The sequence below is a fragment of the Symbiopectobacterium purcellii genome, assembly GCF_019797845.1.
Classification (GTDB): domain Bacteria; phylum Pseudomonadota; class Gammaproteobacteria; order Enterobacterales; family Enterobacteriaceae; genus Symbiopectobacterium; species Symbiopectobacterium purcellii.
Map to the genome: position 1 here is coordinate 3,867,131 of NZ_CP081864.1, position 18,708 is coordinate 3,885,838.

16 protein-coding genes are annotated in these 18,708 nt (G+C 54.7%); 8 read left to right on the forward strand and 8 right to left on the reverse strand.

Going from position 1 to position 18,708, the window contains the following annotated elements; genetic code table 11:
* Window positions 1-8 precede the first annotated feature (8 nt).
* The 6 genes from thiB to ilvN all read left to right on the forward strand — a co-directional run bounded on the left by thiB (window position 9) and on the right by ilvN (window position 5,611).
* The gene (gene thiB, locus K6K13_RS18045; protein ID WP_252120542.1) at window positions 9-995 is read left to right on the forward strand and encodes a thiamine ABC transporter substrate binding subunit; all 987 of its coding nucleotides are present in this window, start codon (window positions 9-11) and stop codon (window positions 993-995) included.
* On the forward strand, window positions 971-2,599 hold the full coding sequence (thiP, locus tag K6K13_RS18050) for a thiamine/thiamine pyrophosphate ABC transporter permease ThiP (RefSeq protein WP_222158215.1): 1,629 nt from the start codon (window positions 971-973) through the stop codon (window positions 2,597-2,599). Before thiB ends, thiP begins: the two co-directional genes overlap by 25 nt.
* Window positions 2,583-3,332 carry a thiamine ABC transporter ATP-binding protein ThiQ gene (thiQ, locus tag K6K13_RS18055; protein ID WP_222158216.1) on the forward strand — a complete coding sequence of 250 codons (750 nt, stop codon included), beginning with the start codon at window positions 2,583-2,585 and terminating at the stop codon, window positions 3,330-3,332. Before thiP ends, thiQ begins: the two co-directional genes overlap by 17 nt.
* Window positions 3,333-3,454: 122 nt before the next feature.
* The gene (gene ivbL / locus K6K13_RS18060) at window positions 3,455-3,535 is read left to right on the forward strand and encodes an ilvB operon leader peptide IvbL (RefSeq protein ID WP_222161167.1); all 81 of its coding nucleotides are present in this window, start codon (window positions 3,455-3,457) and stop codon (window positions 3,533-3,535) included.
* A 113-nt stretch (window positions 3,536-3,648) separates the two neighbouring features.
* A complete protein-coding gene (gene ilvB, locus K6K13_RS18065; protein ID WP_222158217.1) occupies window positions 3,649-5,313 on the forward strand; it encodes an acetolactate synthase large subunit in 1,665 nt (554 codons plus the stop codon).
* A gap of 4 nt (window positions 5,314-5,317) precedes the next feature.
* Window positions 5,318-5,611, forward strand: coding sequence for an acetolactate synthase small subunit (gene ilvN, locus K6K13_RS18070; protein ID WP_222158218.1), 294 nt, complete (start codon window positions 5,318-5,320; stop codon window positions 5,609-5,611).
* Window positions 5,612-5,675: 64 nt separating this feature from the next.
* Here ilvN and K6K13_RS18075 read toward each other — a convergent pair whose 3' ends face one another.
* The 8 genes from K6K13_RS18075 to K6K13_RS18110 all read right to left on the reverse strand — a co-directional run bounded on the left by K6K13_RS18075 (window position 5,676) and on the right by K6K13_RS18110 (window position 13,806).
* A complete protein-coding gene (locus K6K13_RS18075) occupies window positions 5,676-6,026 on the reverse strand; it encodes a DUF2511 domain-containing protein (RefSeq protein ID WP_222158219.1) in 351 nt (116 codons plus the stop codon).
* A gap of 134 nt (window positions 6,027-6,160) precedes the next feature.
* Entirely contained in the window at window positions 6,161-6,934 is a 774-nt protein-coding gene (locus K6K13_RS18080) for a DedA family protein (protein ID WP_222158220.1), read from the reverse strand.
* A 200-nt stretch (window positions 6,935-7,134) separates the two neighbouring features.
* Window positions 7,135-7,830, reverse strand: coding sequence for an ABC transporter ATP-binding protein (locus K6K13_RS18085; protein ID WP_222158221.1), 696 nt, complete (start codon window positions 7,828-7,830; stop codon window positions 7,135-7,137).
* Window positions 7,823-8,602: an ABC transporter ATP-binding protein gene (locus K6K13_RS18090; RefSeq protein ID WP_222158222.1), complete on the reverse strand. Its 780-nt coding sequence runs from the start codon at window positions 8,600-8,602 to the stop codon at window positions 7,823-7,825. The genes K6K13_RS18085 and K6K13_RS18090 overlap by 8 nt, the downstream gene beginning before the upstream one ends.
* The gene (locus K6K13_RS18095; protein WP_222158223.1) at window positions 8,592-9,635 is read right to left on the reverse strand and encodes a branched-chain amino acid ABC transporter permease; all 1,044 of its coding nucleotides are present in this window, start codon (window positions 9,633-9,635) and stop codon (window positions 8,592-8,594) included. Before K6K13_RS18095 ends, K6K13_RS18090 begins: the two co-directional genes overlap by 11 nt.
* On the reverse strand, window positions 9,635-10,543 hold the full coding sequence (locus K6K13_RS18100) for a branched-chain amino acid ABC transporter permease (protein ID WP_222158224.1): 909 nt from the start codon (window positions 10,541-10,543) through the stop codon (window positions 9,635-9,637). Before K6K13_RS18100 ends, K6K13_RS18095 begins: the two co-directional genes overlap by 1 nt.
* Window positions 10,544-10,567: 24 nt before the next feature.
* Window positions 10,568-11,650, reverse strand: coding sequence for an ABC transporter substrate-binding protein (locus tag K6K13_RS18105; protein WP_434064618.1), 1,083 nt, complete (start codon window positions 11,648-11,650; stop codon window positions 10,568-10,570).
* A 623-nt stretch (window positions 11,651-12,273) separates the two neighbouring features.
* Window positions 12,274-13,806: a carbohydrate porin gene (locus K6K13_RS18110; RefSeq protein ID WP_222158226.1), complete on the reverse strand. Its 1,533-nt coding sequence runs from the start codon at window positions 13,804-13,806 to the stop codon at window positions 12,274-12,276.
* 818 nt (window positions 13,807-14,624) lie between these two features.
* On the opposite strand from K6K13_RS18110, the gene K6K13_RS18115 reads away from it, so the two are divergent.
* Window positions 14,625-16,199, forward strand: coding sequence for a sensor domain-containing diguanylate cyclase (locus tag K6K13_RS18115; RefSeq protein WP_222158227.1), 1,575 nt, complete (start codon window positions 14,625-14,627; stop codon window positions 16,197-16,199).
* A gap of 85 nt (window positions 16,200-16,284) precedes the next feature.
* The gene (locus tag K6K13_RS18120; protein ID WP_222158228.1) at window positions 16,285-18,672 is read left to right on the forward strand and encodes a DNA polymerase II; all 2,388 of its coding nucleotides are present in this window, start codon (window positions 16,285-16,287) and stop codon (window positions 18,670-18,672) included.
* Window positions 18,673-18,708 lie beyond the last annotated feature (36 nt).

Consider the following 18,708-nt stretch of genomic DNA (forward strand, 5'->3'; position numbering starts at 1 on the left):
CCCGTTTATTGCTTCCCGTACTCGGTCTCTCTGCCGTGCTGTTTGGCTCTGCTGCCGCTAATACCAAGCCTGCATTGACCGTTTACACCTACGATTCCTTCGCGTCTGAATGGGGCCCCGGCCCGGCGATTAAAAAAGCCTTCGAAAAAGAGTGCGAGTGTGAATTGAATTTTGTCGCGCTGGAAGATGGCGTTGCCCTGTTGAACCGCTTGCGCATGGAAGGCAAAAACAGCAAAGCGGATATCGTGCTGGGGCTGGATAACAACCTGCTCAAAGCGGCTGTGGATACCGGGCTGTTTACGGCCCACCAGGTGAAAACCGACGCGTTGACGCTGCCCGGCGGTTGGGATAATGCCACCTTCCTGCCTTACGATTACGGCTATTTTGCGTTCGTCTACAACAAAGACACGCTGAAAAATCCGCCGACCAGTCTTGATGCCTTGATCAACAGCGAGCAGCCGCTGAAGGTGATTTATCAAGACCCGCGCACCAGCACGCCGGGGCTGGGCCTGCTACTGTGGATGCAAAAGGTGTATGGCGATAAAGCGCCCGATGCCTGGCAAAAACTGGCGCGCAACACCGTCACCGTCACCAAAGGATGGAGTGAGGCTTACGGCCTGTTCCTCAAGGGCGAAGCGGATATGGTGCTGAGCTATACCACCTCTCCGGCCTATCATATTATCGAAGAGAAAAAGACTAACTACGCGGCGGCGCTGTTCAGCGAAGGCCATTATATGCAAGTTGAGGTTGCCGGGCAGCTGACCGCCAGCAAGCAGCCGGAGCTGGCTAACCGCTTTATGCAGTTTATCCTCAGCCCAACGTTCCAAAGCCTGATCCCGACCACCAACTGGATGTATCCGGTCACCGACGTGGCGCTGCCGGAAGGGTTCCAGTCGCTGGCGCGCCCGGAAAAAGCGCTGTCGTTTAGCGCACAACAGGTGGCGGACCTGCGTGGGCAGTGGATTCAGGCATGGCAACGCGCCGTCAGCCGCTGATCCCACACTGGCTCTTGCCAGGGCTGTTTACCGCGGCAGTGTTGGCAGGCGTTGCCCTGCTCGCGTTTGGCGCTCTCTGGCATCAGGCGCCTGATACCCCATGGCAGACGCTGTGGGGTGATAGCTATGTGTGGTACGTAGTACGCTTTACCTTTTGGCAGGCATTGCTTTCGGCGCTACTCTCCACGCTGCCCGCCATTGTGCTGGCGCGCGCCCTTTACCGCCGCCATTTCCCTGGCAGAACCTGGCTGCTGCGCCTGTGCGCCATGACGCTGGTGCTACCGGTGTTGGTGGCGGTATTTGGCATACTGCGCGTCTACGGGCGACAAGGCTGGCTGGCGCAAGGGTTAAGCGCGCTCGGCATCGACTACACCTTTTCCCCCTATGGCCTGCAAGGGATTCTGCTGGCTCACGTGTTCTTCAATTTACCGCTGGCGACACGCCTGCTGTTGCAAGCTCTGGAGTCCATTTCCACGGAACAGCGCCAGTTAGCGGCACAGTTGGGCATGAATGCCTGGCAAACCTTTTATCTCATTGAATGGCCGTGGTTACGGCGTCAGATCCTGCCCAGTGCGGCACTGATTTTCATGCTCTGCTTCGCCAGTTTTGCCACGGTACTCTCACTCGGCGGAGGCCCACGCGCCACCACAATTGAACTGGCTATCTATCAGGCATTGAGCTTTGATTACGATCCTGCGCGCGCGGCAGGATTGGCGCTGATCCAGATGGTTTTCTGTCTGGGGTTGGTGTTACTGAGCCAACGACTCGGCTCGTGGTTTGCCGTGGGCAATACCCAGCAATTGTGCTGGCGCAACCCTCAGGATTCACTGGCTGAACGGCTGGGCGATACCGTGATTATCGTTGCTGCGCTGTTATTACTCTTGCCACCGTTGCTGGCGGTGGTGCTGGACGGTCTCAGTCCGGCGATGTTGACGGTGCTAAAACAACCCGCACTGTGGCAAACGCTGTGGACATCCCTGCGCATCGCACTCGGCGCGGGTGTGCTTTGCGTTATCCTGACCCTGATGCTGCTGTGGAGCAGCCGTGAGCTGAAGCTGCGTCAGCAGCGGCTGGCCGGACAGTTGATGGATATCAGCGGCCTGCTGATTCTGGCGATGCCGGGCATTGTGTTGGCAACGGGTTTCTTTCTTGTGCTCAACAATACCATCGGGCTACCGACATCACCCTATGGGCTGGTGGTTGCTACTAACGCGCTGATGGCTATCCCCTACGCGCTCAAGGTATTGGAGAACCCGATGCTCGACATCTCTCAGCGCTATAATCTGCTGTGTCAGTCGCTGGATATTCGCGGCTGGCATCGTTTACGTCTGATTGAACTGCGCGCGCTGCAACAACCGATCGCGCAGGCGATGGCGTTTGCCTGCGTACTCTCGGTGGGGGATTTCGGCATTATCGCGTTGTTTGGCAATGAGCAGTTCCGCACGCTGCCCTTCTATCTTTACCAACAAATTGGCGCTTATCGCAGCGCAGACGGTGCGGTAACCGCACTGCTGCTGATGCTGCTCTGTTTCACGTTGTTTAGCGTGATGGAGACATTGACCCTGTGGCAAAAACGGGCGGGCCGACATGCTGTCGTTGAATAAACTCACTTATCTCTATCAACAGGCCCCCATGCAGTTCGATGTCAGCATCGCTGCGGGAGAGCGCGTTGCCTTATTAGGGCCAAGCGGTGCGGGTAAAAGCACGCTGCTCAGCCTGATTGCCGGGTTTTTATTAGCGAACAGCGGCGAACTGATGCTCAATGGCGACGATCATCGCCATACGCCGCCCGCCGAGCGTCCAGTATCGATTCTGTTTCAGGAAAACAACCTGTTCCCGCACCTGACGCTGGAGCAAAATATTGCGCTTGGCCTGCACCCCGGTTTGCGTCTCACGTCAGCACAGCGTCAGGCATTGCACGCCATTGCCGAACACGTGGGCTTAAGTAGCCTGATGCAACGCCTGCCCGCGCAGGTGTCTGGCGGTCAACGCCAGCGCGCTGCCTTAGCCCGCTGCCTGCTGCGCCAACGCCCTATCCTGCTGCTGGATGAACCGTTCTCCGCGCTCGATCCGGCGCTGCGCCAGGATATGCTCACGCTGGTTGATACGGTGTGTGCAGAGCAGCAACTTACGCTGCTGATGGTCACGCACAATCTGGATGACGCGTTACGTATAGCGCCACGCAGTCTGCTGCTGGTCGATGGGAGCATCGCCTACGATGGCCCCACGACGTCACTGTGTGACGGTAGCAGTGAAGCGGCGCGGATACTGGGGATCCGTGCAGCGCGTGACGGATTGTCTACACCGGGTTGCGACTCAACACAGAGTATTTTGTGAGCTGAATAAAATTTTCACTTTTTATTCCTTGTGGGTATTGCGCCTGTTGCAACGCCCGTGCTTATATAAAACGGCTAACTAACTGACTGATTGACAGGATCCCCGTGAGACACTCCGCTGCTATGACTTCTGCACTACTACACACCGCGCATGTTGACGCGGTCGTCGTCGTGCGCGTGGTCGTCGTCGGCGACGCGCCGTAACGGGTTCCGAATCACAGCACGATTCCCAAACCCCGCCGGCGCAAGCCGAGCGGGGTTTCTTGTTTTTACCTCCCCGCTCCGAAAACGCACCGGCCCAGATGAAGGATATTACTATGCGTTATACCGGAGCACAGTTGATCGTCCGGCTGTTGGAACAGCAGGGCATCACCACGGTAGCGGGCATTCCCGGCGGGGCGGCACTGCCGCTGTACGATGCGCTGGGGCAGAGCAAAACCATTCGCCATATTCTCGCCCGCCATGAGCAAGGGGCAGGATTTATCGCGCAGGGCATGGCGCGTGCCAGCGGCAAAGCCGCCGTTTGTCTGGCTTCCAGCGGCCCGGGGGCCACTAACCTGCTTACCGCGATTGCCGATGCGAAACTCGATTCCATCCCTCTGGTGTGCATTACTGGTCAGGTCTCCTCGACCATGATCGGCACCGATGCCTTTCAGGAAGTGGATACCTATGGCATTTCCATCCCCGTCACCAAACATAACTATCTGGTGCGGGACATCAACGAACTGCCACGCGTGATTTCAGACGCGTTTCGCATCGCGCAATCAGGGCGTCCCGGTCCGGTGTGGATCGATATTCCGAAAGATATTCAAACCGCCACCATCGAATTGTCCGAACTACCAACCAGCGCTGAACCCGATTTCACCCCCGCCATCGATACACAAGCCATCGCGCAGGCCGCCGCAATGATCAATGCGGCCGAGCGCCCCATCCTCTATTTGGGCGGTGGCATCATCAGCGCCGAGGCCCACCAACAGGCAATTGAACTCGCCGAGCGCGCCAACCTGCCGACCACCATGACGCTGATGGCGCTCGGTGCCATGCCGACCGATCACCCGCTGTCACTCGGCATGTTAGGCATGCACGCCGCCCGTTCCACTAACCTGATTTTGCAGCAGTCTGACTTGCTTATCGTACTGGGCGCGCGCTTTGACGATCGTGCTATCGGTAAAGCAGAGCAATTCTGCCCGGATGCCAGCATCATCCATATCGATATCGATGCAGCGGAACTGGGAAAAATTCGCCAGGCGCACGTTGGGCTGCATGCCGATGTGGGTGAAGCGCTGACACTGTTGTTGCCGTTGATTGAACCGCAAAAACGGGAAAAATGGCATCAGGCAGTATCGGCGTTACAGCACACCTATCCGTTGCGCATGCCGGGCGCTGACGACCCCTTGAGCCATTATGGGCTGGTACAAGCCACCGCGCAGGCGCTGACGGACGATGCCATCATCGCCACCGACGTGGGTCAGCATCAGATGTGGGTGGCACAGAGCTACCCGCTGCGTCGGCCGCGCCAATGGTTAACCTCCGGCGGCCTCGGCACCATGGGATTTGGCTTGCCCGCGGCAATGGGTGCCGCACTGGCAGAACCCGACAAAATTGTGGTGTGCTTTTCCGGCGACGGCAGCATCATGATGAACATTCAAGAGATGGCAACGGCGGCCGAAGAGGGGCTTAATGTTAAGATCATCCTGATGAACAATCAGGCATTAGGGTTGGTGCACCAGCAGCAAGACCTGTTCTATGGACAGCGCATCTTCGCCGCTGACTACCGCTACCAAACCGATTTTATCAGCATCGCTCGCGGCTTCGGCTTCGCGGCCTATGACCTGAATAACGCAGACGATCCGGCCGCCATGCTGGCAGACGCCCTGCACACGCCGGGCCCGGCTCTGATTCATGCGGCTATCGATGCCAACGAGAAAGTATACCCGATGGTGCCGCCGGGCGGGGCCAACACCGATATGATTGGAGACTGACACCATGCAAAATCAATCAACTTCGTCTCACGTAACGCTAGAACTGGCGGTACGCAACCACCCTGGCGTCATGTCTCATGTGTGTGGACTGTTCGCCCGTCGCGCTTATAACGTGGAAGGCATTCTGTGTATGCCGCTAGCCGGAGGCAAAGAGAGCCGCATCTGGCTTCTGGTGCAGGAAGACAGCCGGCTACCGCAGATGATCAGTCAGGTCGAAAAGCTGGAAGATGTGCTACAGGTGCGCCGCCACGGTGCCGACATGCGCATTTTTGATCAGGTGGCTGAGTTTTATCGCTAACGTTCTGCGCGTTACCGCACTTAGCAGGATGCGCTGAGTCATCCTGCTAGCGCGCACATCGCGATTAATTACAGAGTTCGCGGCCTTCCATCATGATATCAACGGTAGACATCTGATAACCGGCCACTTGCGGATCGTGTTTGGTCACGGCTTTATTATTCAAAATGGGTGACTTGCCCAATTTACGGCCTGAATCAGCCAGTGCATTTGCCATACCATTAAGCGCATAAACCTTGCCATCTTTACTGTTTTTCAGCACCACGATGCCGGTCGAACAGATGAGTTCCCCTTTTTCAAAGGTGAACGGCCACTTATCTCCGTAGCTTTTCGCCGTAATCGTTTTGCTTTTATCCCCAGCGGCATAAGCCCCTGCGCTCATCAACAGCACCAGCGCCGTAATCACGATCTTTTTCATTGTTTTTCCATCCATTGGTTATGAGAGTAACGTGAACAACGGCAATCCAGTGGACTGCCGCTGCCTTCACGCGGGGACGATAGTAAAACAACGTTTCAAACAGGTCTAGCGTCGTGGCGCATCAACGCGGTGCATTATCCCCGCAACACCACTTTCCCTAGCAGATGGCTGTACACCGGCATCATCGGGTGTTGAAGTAACATCACCACACCCGCGACAGCGGCCGCCGTGGTCAACGGCGCCAGCCAGCGTAAATGCACCACGGTCAACCACGCCAAGCGTTTGCGGCTTTTGGTTTGCTTTCGGCTGTTCCACCAGCGCCAGCTTAGCCATCCGGCAAGCCACACCACGATTGCCACCCCCAGCAGCAACCAGCGGAATGACGCGCTGTTGCCACCGGACGGAATGTCATACGCGACGCCCGCCAGAATACCCGGCAGAAAATAGACCGGTGGCCAGACAACGCAGCCAATGATATTCGGCAGCGCAAAGCGCGCGGGTGGCAGCGCCAGCATCCCTGCTACCATCGGGATTAACGGTCGGGTTGGGCCAACGAAGCGCCCGATGATGATGGTGGGCATCGGGTGTTGGTGCAAGGCGTGTTCCGTGCGGCGCAGCAAGGTCTGGTGTCTGTTTAAAAACGACCAGTTGTGCAGCGGGGTTTTGAATTTCCAACCGATGAAATAGGATATCCAATCTACCAGCAGGCAGCCCACCAACCCGGCCCCCCACGCTGCGTACAGGCTCAGTTGCCCGCTACCGATGAGCGCGCCCAACGTCGCCATCATCACCGTGCCGGGCAGCAACAGCCCCACCAGCGCCAGCGATTCCAAAAAAGCCACTAACATCACCGCAATCAGCGAATAGGTGACAGATTGGGTCACAAAATGATCCAGCCACGCTTCCATAAAGTCCTACCGGGTTATCAACGGCACCGTTGGTTTACTAAACAGCGTATTCAATAAACAGTACGTTGGATAAAAGGGAGAGCATTGTCAGGATCATAGCAGACGGCGTCAATGGCGGGTTTTTCTATACCAAGAATTACGGGCAATCTCATGATCTCCGCTCACGCGGAAATCATGAGTAAACAGGCACACGCGCGGGATCACCCCCCGAGATACATCCGTTTCACCTCAGGGTTGGCGAGAATATCCGCCGCCGCACCGTGCAGCACAATATTGCCATTCTCCAGCACATAAGCACGGTCGGCGATTTTCAATGCCGCCGTCGCATTCTGTTCCACCAGCAGAATGGTGATGTTCTCCTTCTGTAGCTGCTTGATGATATTGAACACCTCCCCCACAATCTTCGGTGCCAGCCCGAGGCTGGGTTCATCCAGCATCAGCAAGACAGGCTCGCTCATCAGGGCGCGCGCAATCGCCAGCATCTGTTGTTCGCCGCCGCTCATGGTGCCCGCCATCTGATGACGGCGCTCTTTTAAGCGTGGAAACAGGGCGTACATCTTTTCACACAGATAATGGAAATTGACCGGGTTGTTGTACGCCCCCATTTCCAGGTTTTCTTCAATCGTCAGGTTGGTGAACACCTTGCGCCCTTCCGGCACCAGCGCCAGCCCTTTGCGCACAATCTGGTGCGTTTGGCTGTGTGTGACCTCTTCATTGAGGAAGGTGACGGTGCCCGACGATTTCACCATGTTGAGAATGCCGCTCAGCGCTGAGGTTTTGCCTGCGCCGTTACTGCCGATCAGGGTAACGATTTCGCTGTTGTTGACCTCGATATCGACGCCTTTCCGTCCCTGAATCAACCCGTAAAACACTTGTAGATTTTCGGCCTTAAGCATAATCGATGTCCCCCAGATAGGCGGCGATCACCGTTTTGTCGTTGATCGCGTCCTGAGTCTTCCCGCTAAATAACGGTTTGCCGTAGTCCAGCACCATGACGCGTTCACACAGCGTATTCACAAACGACATGTCATGTTCGATCAACAGCACCGTCAGTTTGAAGTCATCACGCATTTTGAAAATCAGCTGCGCCAGTTCACTGGTCTCTTTCGGGTTCATGCCGGCGGCGGGCTCATCCAGCAGCAGCAAAGACGGCGAGGTCGCCAGTGCACGGGCAATCTCCACCTTGCGCTGATTGCCGTAGCTGAGGTTAGTGGCCAGGGCATTGGCATGCTGGGCGATACCGATATACTCCAGAATCTTCATCGCTTCTTCTTTGGCTTTGCGTTCTGCCGAAAAAAAACGCCCCACGTGCAGTGCCGCTTCAAGAAAGGAGTAATGAATCGCACGATCGAAACCGATCAAGACGTTCTCCAGCACCGTCATGGAGCCGAACAGACGGATATTTTGAAACGTGCGCGCAATCCCTTTGTTGACCACCACGTTGGGTTTTAGCCCGGTGATGGTGATATCCCCTAAACTGACGCAGCCCGAGGTCGGCTTGTAGTTCGAGGTGATCACATTAAACATGGTGGTTTTGCCTGCACCGTTCGGACCGATAAGGCCAAAGATCTCGGCTTCATTGATGCTGAAACTGACGCCGTCAATCGCGCGCAGTCCGCCAAACTGCATCACAATGTTGTCGACGTTAAGAACCGTTTTATTTTCCATGACGGCGCTTCCTGTTGATTTCCCAAATCTCCTGTTTCCCCAGCAGCCCTTCGCGGGCAAACAGCATGATGATCAGCAACACCAGGGAGAACACCACCATACGCAAGCCGGGGTGTGAGCCCAGATCCTGACCAAACAGATTAAGCGGCTGATCGAGGAAGCGCAGCCATTCACCGCTACCAATCACAATGATGGTGCCAAGAATAGCCCCCGTGGTGCTGCCCAAACCGCCCAGTACAATGATGATCAGCAGTTGGAACGTCAGCATGAAGTCAAACAGGTCGGGCGAAATAATGGTCAGCAACGACGCCAGCAGGCCACCGCCGATACCTTCGAAAAAGGCAATGGTGGCAAAGGCATAGGTTTTCATGCGGAAGGTGTTGATGCCCATGGCGATCGCCGCATCTTCATCATCACGCACCGCTTTCATGGCACGGCCGTATTTGGAATACACCACCTGCAACACCAGCACGATGGCAGCCAGCGCTACCAACCCACACCAGAACAGCATATTACTGGCCTGTGGGATCTCATTGATGCCGATGGCACCGTTGGTGATTTGCGGGTTATTGATCGCCAGAATTTTGATAATAAAGCCAAAACCCAGGGTCACAATCGCCAGGTAGTCTCCGCGCACCCGGAACACCGGAAACGAGAGACACACCGCCAGCACCGCAGCGCACAGGCCGCTTATCAACAGCGCCGGTAAAAACGAGGTATGAATAGCCAAAATGAACGGGCTGGGCGCAGCCATTTCGTACATGTTGGTTTTGGCATCGGCCGTTAACAGCAAAATCGCGGTCACGTAAGCCCCGACCGCAACAAAGCCGTTTGGCTCCAGCGAGAGCTGCCCGGTGACGCCGTTAATCAGGTTGTAGCTCACCGCCAAGATCATAAAAATGAAGATGTTGCAGATAATGCGGATGATGTAGTCGTTAAACAGATTTTGGAAAACGCTCAGCATCAACACACTGACAACCAGCAGCGCAGCATAACAAAAAAGCTGAGAGAGAGACGTGGCTGGCATTTTCATCAGAAGCGACTCCTTTCCAACCGTTCGTCGCCCATAATGCCGACCGGTCTGAATAACAAAACCAAAATCAAAAACATAAATGCAAAGGCGTCTTTATAGCCCCCCAGTTCCGGCACCGCGGCAACTGCCACCACTTCGGTGAACCCCAGAATGAAGCCGCCGATCACCGCACCGGTGACGCTGCCGATCCCGCCGAGCACCGCAGCGGCAAAGGCTTTCAGGCCGATCAGAACGCCCATTAGCGGATCGATGGTGGGATAGCTGGTGGCGTAAAAGATCCCGCCGAGCGCCGCCAGTGAGCTGCCGAGCGCAAACACAAACGCAATGATATGGTTGGCATCGATCCCCATCAGGCGCACGGTGTTGACATCAAAGGCCACGGCGCGGATCGCCATGCCTTGACGGGTGCGGTAGAGAATGAACAAGATCCCGGCCAGCAACACCAGCGTCACCAGCGTCACCAGCGGCACAATCCAGGCCACGTTGGTGATGATGATGCTACCGAAGGTGATAGTGCGGTTGAAAAACGGCGGCGTTTCAAAGAAACGCGGGCTGCCGCCAAACAGCACAGCGAACAGGTTTTCCAAAAAGAAGCTGACACCGATGGCGGTGATCAGCATGGAGATTTTTGACGCGCCGCGCAGTGGCCGATAGGCAATCTGATCGATACAGACCCCGAGCAGCGCAGAAAACAGCACAGCGAACAGAATTGCTGCCCCGAAGGGCAGCGCAAAATAGGTGGTACCAAACAGGGCAAGAAATGCCCCCACCATCATGATATCTGCATGAGCAAAGTTGATCAGACGCAGCACGCCATACACCATGGTATAACCGATGGCGATTAGCGCGTACATACTGCCCAAACTCATGCCGTTAACGACCTGTTGGAAGAAAATGGCTGCATCCATTTTTTAATCCTTATTTTCCCGCGATTACGGGTTTACCACCGTTTTGAACGCCAGTTCGCCGTTTTTCACTTCGTTGATCACCGCGCTGCGGATAGCATCGCCATCTTTCAGCGTCAGCGTACCGGTGATACCGGTGAAGCCGCTGGTAGCACGGATTTTGTCATTGACGCAGACACGATCTTTCGGGTTATCACACTGGTTCATGGCATTGATGATCATCTTGTAGGCATCTGCCGTCATCGCGCCCCAGGTATGAGTCGGTTCGCTGTATTTTTCCGTCCAGGCTTTGATGAATTTCTCCCCTTCCGGCGTTTGCTCTTTGGCATTCGGTGAGTAGTAATCGGTGGTCATGTAGCCTTCTACCGCGTCCTGACCCAGTTTGAAGAACACCGGATCCGCCGCCAGACCGTCACCGCCGACGACCGGTACGTTCAAGCCCAGTTGTTTGGCCTGTACCGCAATCAGCGCGCCTTCGGTGTAGTAGATCGGCATATAAATCATGTCGACATTCTTGGCTTTAACCGAGGAGAGTTGGGCTTTGAAATCTTTGCTGCCACCCGGTGCCTGCACTTCGATAGGTATGGTGCCGCCATTTTTCAGGAACTGAGTACGGAAGGCTTTGGCGAGACCCACGGAGTAGTCGTTGCTGCTGTCATACATAATCGCCGCGGTTTTGGCACCCAGATCGCGCGATGCCAGATTAGCGCCGACGATGCCCTGGAAGCTGTCAGAGAAGCACACGCGGCTCACATATTGACGACCACGGGTGACGCGGTCATTGGTGGCAGTGGGAGAAACCAGCGGCGTTTTGGTGTCTTCCGCCATTTTGGTCATCGCCAGCGTGTTGGTGGAGGTCACTTCACCGATCACCGCATCGACTTTATCGCTCGAGACCAGACGCTGCATGGCGTTAGCCGCTTCTACCTTGTCGCTTTTGTCATCGATAATGATCAGTTTGACGGTATCGCCATTTTTCAGCGTCGGCTCCATGCTATTTACCAGCTCAACGCCTTTCTGCGAGGGCTGACCATATCCGCTGAGCGGGTCGCTTAACGGTAACACGACGCCAATTTTAATTTCTTCCGCCATTACGTTGGCGGCACCCATGACAGAGGAAACCAATGCTGCTGCTACCGTCAGTTTGACCAGTTTGTGATTCATATCATCGCCTCATCAGTAATAAGAGATTACGTCCCTTTAGTAGAATGGAGCCACAGAGTTGGCCCAGTGCGTCGATCAGTTAGCGTGCCACAGGGATATATTCTGTTAGCGGAGAAAGAATCAGCAACAAATGTGCCAGAAGTAAAAAGCAGCAATCAATTGATTGATTATCATGGATAAAACAAGTGAAGGAATGCAAAGTGATAGGCAATTAAAAAAGCACCGTTGAGTCGGTTGCACCAATTCGATTCGCGCGTGCCAGCTAAAAGTGCAGCCAGCCAAAATATAACTTTTTATTAAAAATCAATTAACCTTTATCCAGAGAACGCCCTTTCGCTTTATTCTGGAAATACCTATCTTTTAGGTCTGCGCTAATGGGCGATCGCGCTTACCGATAAGCGCTGGTGGTATTTTTCGCGTTTTAAAATGTTTAATGCTGCGAAAATGCGGTTAATCCCTATTTTTATTTTCCGCGTCCTGACACCAAGGCGTTATCGCGCCGCAGGTTGCCTTTTCGTCATTACCGCTGTTTGTACCCTGGCAAAGTGGCCTCTACCAGGGGGAAAGTTTTAGAACCAGGTTTCCATCTGCACGCCAAAATTCCACTCGCCACCGGCGACAAAGCCATTGCTACCAAAACCGTCGCTGTTGCCACCGTTAGTACGGTTGGCGTAGTTATCCAGCCGACGATCCCAATTCATCCAGGTAGCAAACAGGCGAATCTCTGGGCGTTTGAGGAATTCACCAATGTCGCCCGCTTTTAACGTCGGTGCGACGGTAAGTTTATAGAAGTTACCGCTTACCCCATTGCGGCTGTTGTAGCCCTGTGGCCGCAGATCCATATATTGATAGCTGCCCTCGTATTGCATCTCAACGTTACGGGTGATTTCCTGAATCAACCGCAGATTAAGGGTTGCCCACGCGTAGCTATCTCCTTTTACGTAGCGATCCTTGCTGGTTTGTGCCAGCAGTGCAGGCGCAATGTGCCAGCCACCGCCCAGCGGCGTGATGCCGTAGCTCGCCAATCGCCAGGTACCTGCATCGGGCAATAGCGCACCGTCAGAACCTATCGACTTCACTTCAGCCCCTAACCCGTGCCCATACAGCAGCGCCGTTTTGGATGTCCCTGCGCGCATACCATAAAAACTGTCACTGTGAAGTCCAAACAGGGCGTGGACCCCGTTGTTAGCAGCATCCCCCTTCACCAGATGGTTATCCACATCGCGCCGTGCATCGTTATCCTTGGCGCGTATACCACTCACCATCAGTTGCCACGGTCCTTGGAAATGATTGAGGCTGAGAATGTAGTTCTGCGCGGTGTTTTCACGGTTCTCCGTATCCCCGAACGTCCGTCCATAGGCAGAGACATTGCTGTGGGCGTTATCATCCCAGCGCATATCGTAGATACCGGCACCGGTCCCGGCGAGAAATACCACGTCACTATCAATCCAATGGATATCGAAGTTATCGCGATCAAAGCGTTTCCCTGCCCACACGGTGCTGTCTTTAAACATCCCCGTGAACGTGGGCAAATGACCCAGTTCAGTAAACGCCTGGCGTATATTGAGATCGCTACTGGATGCGGTCCAGTCGTTATAGCTGCGCTGCCCATCGGCCAGCATCACCTTGAAACGCGTGGTGGCTCCGCTCGCCAGCGTCTGTTTATGCTCAAGGTTCACTTCAACATAGGTATCCGGCTCATTACCCAGACGCCCGACGTTACCGCCCGTTTCCCCTGCTGGCGTCACGGCAGGCCCACCCTGGGATTTTGCCGCTGAAGAGTTCATCAACAGACCGGATCGCGCATAGCCGTGAAACTCAAAACCATGGTTATCACTGACCTTCTGCTCCAACGTTGCGGTGCGTGGTTCAACCGGCATCGCGGTGGTTTGCGTTTTCTGCTGCGCGGCCACCCTCTCACGCGTCTGCTTTTCTGCCGCATCCGCCCGCTCTTCCGCCATGCTCGCGCGCTGTTCCGCAGCCTGAAGGCGCTGTTCCAGCGCCATCAAACGCGCTTCAATGCTGCTCTTGCCAGCATCCGCCATTGCACTCGCGGAGCCCATTAACACACTGAGGATAAGGGTAAGCGTACTTTTTTTCATTATTGTGTCTCTCTAAGGAAGCCGATGTGTCGGTAGATTAATTGGCTAACCCGGTTAAGGCTGAAAGCATCGGGAAGGTGATGTTTACCGTCTAATCAATCAGATAAACCGGTTCAGTCATGACCAGGCTGGCCGAAAAATGCCGATCAGAGAGGGGAGGCCTCAGGGGAATTGTTGATGAAGGGGGTTACCAATCAGGCAGCGCACTCATTGCGCTTTTTGCTGCAATCGCCAGACATTTACCCTAAATGCCCAACAGCAGTCTGATGCCATTTTCCTGCACAAGCCTGACCTTACTATGGGGTACGCCGCCGCGGCCGGATATAAACAACCGTTCCTCTTCCCAGCGTTGTACGTGACGCAGCCATCAGAACGAGGGGGTTAACGGGGAGATAGCAAGCACGTGCTGGGGACAGCATGGCCTAATATTGTGATAAAAATCACAATACCAACAAGAGAGGGGGAATAAATGAAATAATGCAAGGCACGACGTAATAACTTTTTCAATACAAGTATGTGTTTGTATATATTATTTTTATCCCTCGATATGTGCAAAAAGTGTTACGTTTGCTACTGATAAATGACGCACTTGCACCATTTTTTATCTACTGAGAAAAACCCAATTAATACACGCCTTATTATTTCCTATCTGACAGATTTTTAATGAAAAAAAACACTTCACACGCGCATCGCCAAAAAGGGTTAACGGTAAAAAAAGACAACAATAATGCGACCGTCCCATAAAATATGAAGGTATACATAATAGTCAACAACCCTTATCATGAATAACCTTTTCGTCAGGCTCTTTGTCACTCTTTATGTCTTCTAGCGTATTTCATCATGTCGGATTACGCCGTTTAATCCTGCTATTAGCGGTAATGAGCGCTCTGATCACGCTTGCAAATAGCTTTTATGCTACCTATCGCGTGCAGCGCGAACTGTTGATTACTAATACGCTGGAATCAAACCGGGTTTACGCCAGCAAGCTGGCCGCCGAAACGCAGACCTTTTTTGAGAATGCGCAACAGCAGTTGGCCTACAGCGCCACCGTTTTGGCAGAAGACTTTAATGACACGGTTAACCTGGTACAAGAAGCCGATCGGCTACGTTTGCAAACCCACAGTTTTAATTCCGTGCTAGTGGCAGATGCCAAAGGGGTGGTGCGCGCCACGTCGCCGGATACCTTCCAGCTTATCGGGCAGAAACTGACGACCGATGGCGCACTGGCAGCACTTAAAGCGCGCGTGCCACTGATCAGCCAACCCTACATCTCTGCGGCAGAAAATCTGATTGTTTTGATATCCAGCCCCATTTTCGATCGGTCCGCTCGCTATCTGGGATTCGTCGGTGGTTCTATCTATCTGAAAAAAAACAGCATCCTGAATACCCTGCTCGGACAACACTACTACCGTGATGGCTCTTATATCTACGTCACCGACAGCCAGCGGCGCATGCTCTATCACAAAGACAACGGGCGTATCGGGCAAACGGAAACCAATAATCTGGTGGTTCCTCATCAAGGCCCGACGAACGGCAGCCAGCAGATGGTGAATTACGTTGGCGAGAAGATGCTGGCAGGCTTTGCCATCGTTCCCGCCACGGGTTGGGAAGTTGTCGCGCTGCGACCAACGTTAGAGACGCTTAAACCACTCGAGGGGCTGATGCTCAACGTTCTGCGCCACACGCTGCCATTGGCACTGCTGACCATTCTGTGCGTATGGCTGCTGGCACGTCTGATTGCCCAGCCGCTGTGGCTGCTGGCACGCAGCGCCAATAAGATGGATGCCAACGATATTTCCGAGGATATCGACAAGATCCCCTCCTGGTATTTTGAGGCGACACAGCTCAAACAGGCCATGCTGATTGGCATCAATCTGCTACAGCAAAAGATTGGCAAACTGCGTTTCGAAGCGCAAACCGACCCGATGACCGGCCTGTACAACCGCCGTGGGCTGGATACCATTCTCAAGTATTGGCATACCTTGCACCGTGATTTCGCCATTATCGCGCTGGATATTGACCATTTTAAACGGGTTAACGACACCTTCGGTCATGATACCGGGGATGCGGTCATCAAATTTATCGCGGAACAGTTAAGAACCGGCTCTCGCGACAGCGATATTTTGTGTCGCAGCGGCGGCGAAGAGTTTTTAGTGCTGCTCCCGGAAACGTCGCAGGAGATTGCCGAGCAGATAGCCGAACGACTGCGCACCAGCACCGCAGAGATGGCATCGCCTGCGGGCCACATCACCATTTCGCTGGGGGTTTCCCTGTGGCGCGCGGACAAAAACGGTGATTTTACCATTGATCAGGCGCTCAAATTGGCCGATAAAGCGCTCTACCGCGCCAAGCAGGAAGGCCGTAATCGCGTGGTGCTGGCCCCGGGTGTTTGAAGATAACGGGTGTGAAGATAACACTAGACCATAACTGTATATATAACCATACTTAATACTTCTCTCTTGACTGAGGTATTCACGCGTGGTGCAGGCGTCTCAGGGGTTTATTCTTACCCGCCACTGGCATGACACCCCCGCTGGCATTCAGATTGATCTCTGGCTCGCCACCGAGGGTGGGCCGGTGCTGGTTGCTTTGCCACCTCAACAAGCCGTGGCTTTTATTCCCGCGCCGCAGCAGGCGCGTGCTGAAGTGCTGCTGAATGCCGATACATCTGCACCGCGTAAGCAGCGCCCCCCCTCGTTGCGCCCCCTGACCTTGCGCGATTTTCACCATCAGCCGCTGCTGGGTCTCTATTGCTCCCATTACCGCCAACTGCTGGCGCTGGAAAAACGGTTACAGGAAGCTGGCATTACCGTTTATGAAGCGGATATCCGCCCACCCGATCGTTATTTGATGGAGCGCTTCATCACCGCCCCCGTGTGGTTCAGCGGTCAGCCTGCCGGGCCGAACGCGGTGGTTCACGCGCAGATGAAGCCCTGCCCTGACTATCGACCCCCATTAAAGCTGGTATCGCTGGATATCGAAACCAGCCGGCACGGTGAGCTTTATTGCATCGGGCTGGAAGGGTGTGGGCAGCGTCAGGTGTATATGCTGGGTCCAGAGCCAGATGGTGTGCCGTCTGACGCTGAATTTGCACTGGAATACGTCAGCAGTCGCCCGCAATTGCTGGAGAAACTCAACGCCTGGTTTGCAGAGCACGATCCCGATGTCATCATCGGTTGGAATCTGGTGCAGTTTGACCTGCGCGTACTGCAAAAGCATGCCGAGCGTTATCGCATCCCGCTGCGCTTGGGGCGGGGTAATCAGGAGTTAGAGTGGCGCGAGCACGGTTTTAAACAGGGACATTTCTTTGCCAGTACGCCAGGGCGGCTGATCGTAGACGGCATTGAAGCCTTGAAATCCGCTACCTGGAATTTTCCTTCGTTCAGTCTGGAGTACGTGTCCCAGACGCTGCTGGGTGAAGGCAAACTGTCAGATAATCCCTACCAGCGCATGGATGAAATCGAGCAGCGCTTTGCACACGATAAACCCGCCCTCGCCCGCTATAACCTTCAGGACTGTGAGCTGGTCACGCGTATTTTTGAAAAAACCGAGCTGATGCCGTTCTTGCTGGAACGCGCCACCGTCACCGGATTGGCGGCAGATCGCAGCGGCGGGTCGGTCGCCGCATTCAGCCACCTGTATCTGCCGCGCATGCATCGCCTTGGCTACGTCGCCCCTAATCTGGGTGAGGTTGCCGTCGAGGCGAGCCCCGGCGGCTTTGTGATGGATTCATCTCCTGGGCTGTACGACTCGGTGTTGGTGCTCGATTATAAAAGCCTGTATCCCTCGATCATCCGTACCTTTCTTATCGACCCGGTAGGGTTGATTTGCGGCATGCAGCAACCGGATGACGACGCGTCAGTGCCCGGCTTTCGCGGTGCCCACTTCTCGCGCCAGCAGCACTGCCTGCCTGCTATTGTCGAGCAGATCTGGCAGGGACGCGATGCCGCCAAGCGAGCGGGGAATAAACCGCTGTCGCAGGCGCTGAAAATCATCATGAACGCGTTCTATGGCGTGCTAGGCGCCAGCGGCTGCCGTTTCTTCGATCCGCGGCTGGCCTCCTCCATCACCCTGCGCGGTCACGAGATTATGCAGCAAACCCGCGCCTTGATTGAGTCACAGGGCTATCAGGTGATCTACGGTGATACCGACTCCACCTTCGTCTGGCTGAAACGCGCGCACGAGAATGATGACGCCATCGAGATAGGCCGCAAGCTGGCCCAGTTGGTCAATCGCTGGTGGCAAAACCACCTGCAACAAACCTTAGGGCTGACCAGCGCGCTCGAATTGCAATTTGAAACCCACTACTGCCGCTTTTTGATGCCCACCATTCGCGGCGCGGAACAGGGCAGCAAGAAACGCTATGCGGGAATGGTGCAGACGCCAGACGGGGAAAAAATGGTTTACAAAGGGCTGGAAACGGTACGCACCGATTGGACGCCACTGGCGCAGCAGTTCCAGCAACAGCTTTATGCGCGGATTTTCCGCCAACAACCGTATCAAGCCTGGCTGCGAGAATATGTCGAAAAAACCCTCAGCGGCGAGTTTGACAATCTGCTTGTCTACCGCAAACGGCTGCGTCGTCCACTGAGTGATTACCAAAAAAACGTACCTCCACACGTGCGTGCCGCCCGACTCGCTGACGACTACAACCGCCAGATAGGTCGCCCACTCCAATACCAGAATGGCGGTTGGATCAGCTATGTAATGACGCAGAGCGGCCCGGAGCCTTTGGAAACCCGGCATTCGACGCTGGACTATACTCACTACGTAGAGCGCCAACTGCAACCGGTGGCTGATGCTATTCTGCCGTTTTTACAGGATGATTTTTCCAACCTGATTACTGGCCAGATGGGATTATTTTAAGCGTTGAATGGATGACGAATGCCGCGCCTTCCATTA